The organism is Streptomyces sp. R302, assembly GCF_012927245.1.
In the GTDB taxonomy this organism is placed as follows: domain Bacteria; phylum Actinomycetota; class Actinomycetes; order Streptomycetales; family Streptomycetaceae; genus Streptomyces.
In genome coordinates, this window is the sequence record NZ_JABBGE010000025.1 from 1 (window position 1) to 1,369 (window position 1,369).

Here is a 1,369-nt window from a genome sequence, read left to right on the forward strand (position 1 = left end):
TCTCGGGGGACTTGGTGCGGAGGTAGAGGGCGGTGGTGAGGGTGCCGATGAGGACGATGGCGGTGTTGATGATGACGGCGGTGGTGATGCCGTGGTGGATGTCGAGGGTGGTGGCGGCGATGGCGCTCATGATGGGGGTGCCCATGGTGATGCCGATCTGCTGGGTCATGGTGGCGAGTCCGGTGGCCATGCCTTGTTCGTGGTCGGGCAGGCCGGTGGTGGCGGTGACCATGAAGCCGACGATGACGAGCATGTTGCCGATGCCGCCGAGGAAGGTGGCGGGGAGCAGGAGCCAGAGTGCGGCGGCGGTCTCGCCGAGGCCGATGAGGGCGATGGTGGCGGCGGCCTGGAGGAGTCCGCCGATGATGAGGGTGGTGCGGGTGTTGGTGGCGGCGATGACCTTGGGGGCGATGGAGCCGCCGATGACGGTGCCGATGCCGAGGACGCCGAAGGAGAGGCCGGCGGCGAGGGCGGAGAAGCCGAGGACTTCCTGGAGGTAGAGGGTCATGAGGAAGACGAGGCTGGTCTCGGTGAGGAACGCGATGAGGCCGGCGATGTTGCCCCAGGCGACGTTGCGTCGCTTGAGGACGGCGACGGGGACGAGGGGTGCTTTGGCCTTGGCCTCGATCGCGTAGAACGCGATCAGCAGGATGACGCCGGCGGCGAGGCAGGCGAGGGCGATCGGGTCGGTCCAGCCTTCCTCGCCGGCGTGGGTGAGTCCGTAGACCAGCGCGAGGAGTCCGAGGGTGACGGTGGTGGCGCCGGGGATGTCGAGGCGGGGGCGTTCGGTGGGTCGGGATTCCTTGATGACGGTGGGGGCGATGAGGAGGACGGCGATGGCGACGGGGACGTTGATGAAGAAGGCCCAGCGCCAGGAGAGGAGGTCGGTGAGGATGCCGCCGAGGATGGCGCCGGTGGTGAAGCCGGCGGACATGAGGGCGCCGTTGAGGCCGAGGGCTTTCTGGCGGAGGGGGCCTTCGGGGAAGGAGGTGGTGAGCAGGGAGAGGCCTGCGGGGGTGACGGCTGCGGTGGCCAGGCCCTGCAGGACGCGGGCGACGAGGAGGATTTCGGGGGTGGTGGCGAGTCCGCCGAGGAGGGAGGAGGCGCCGAGGACGGCGAGTCCGACGAGGAAGAGGCGGCGGCGTCCGAAGAGGTCGGCGACGCGGCCGAACAGGAGGGTGAAGCCCGCGGCGCACAGGGCGAAGGAGGTGGCGATCCACTGGAGGTTGGCCAGGGAGAAGCCGAGGCCTTCGCCGATGACGGGCAGGGCGACGTTGAGGATGGAGAAGTCCACCGCGAGCATGAACTGCGCGACGAGCAGGACGACCAGGACGAGCTTGAGCCGGCCGTCCAGCCTCTCCGGTACCGG

1 protein-coding gene is annotated in these 1,369 nt (G+C 69.4%); it reads right to left on the reverse strand.

From position 1 onward, the window contains the following. Nucleotides 1-1,354: MFS transporter (locus HHL19_RS36710; protein ID WP_169094765.1), on the reverse strand; the 1,354-nt coding region annotated here is incomplete at its 3' end. Nucleotides 1,355-1,369 lie beyond the last annotated feature (15 nt).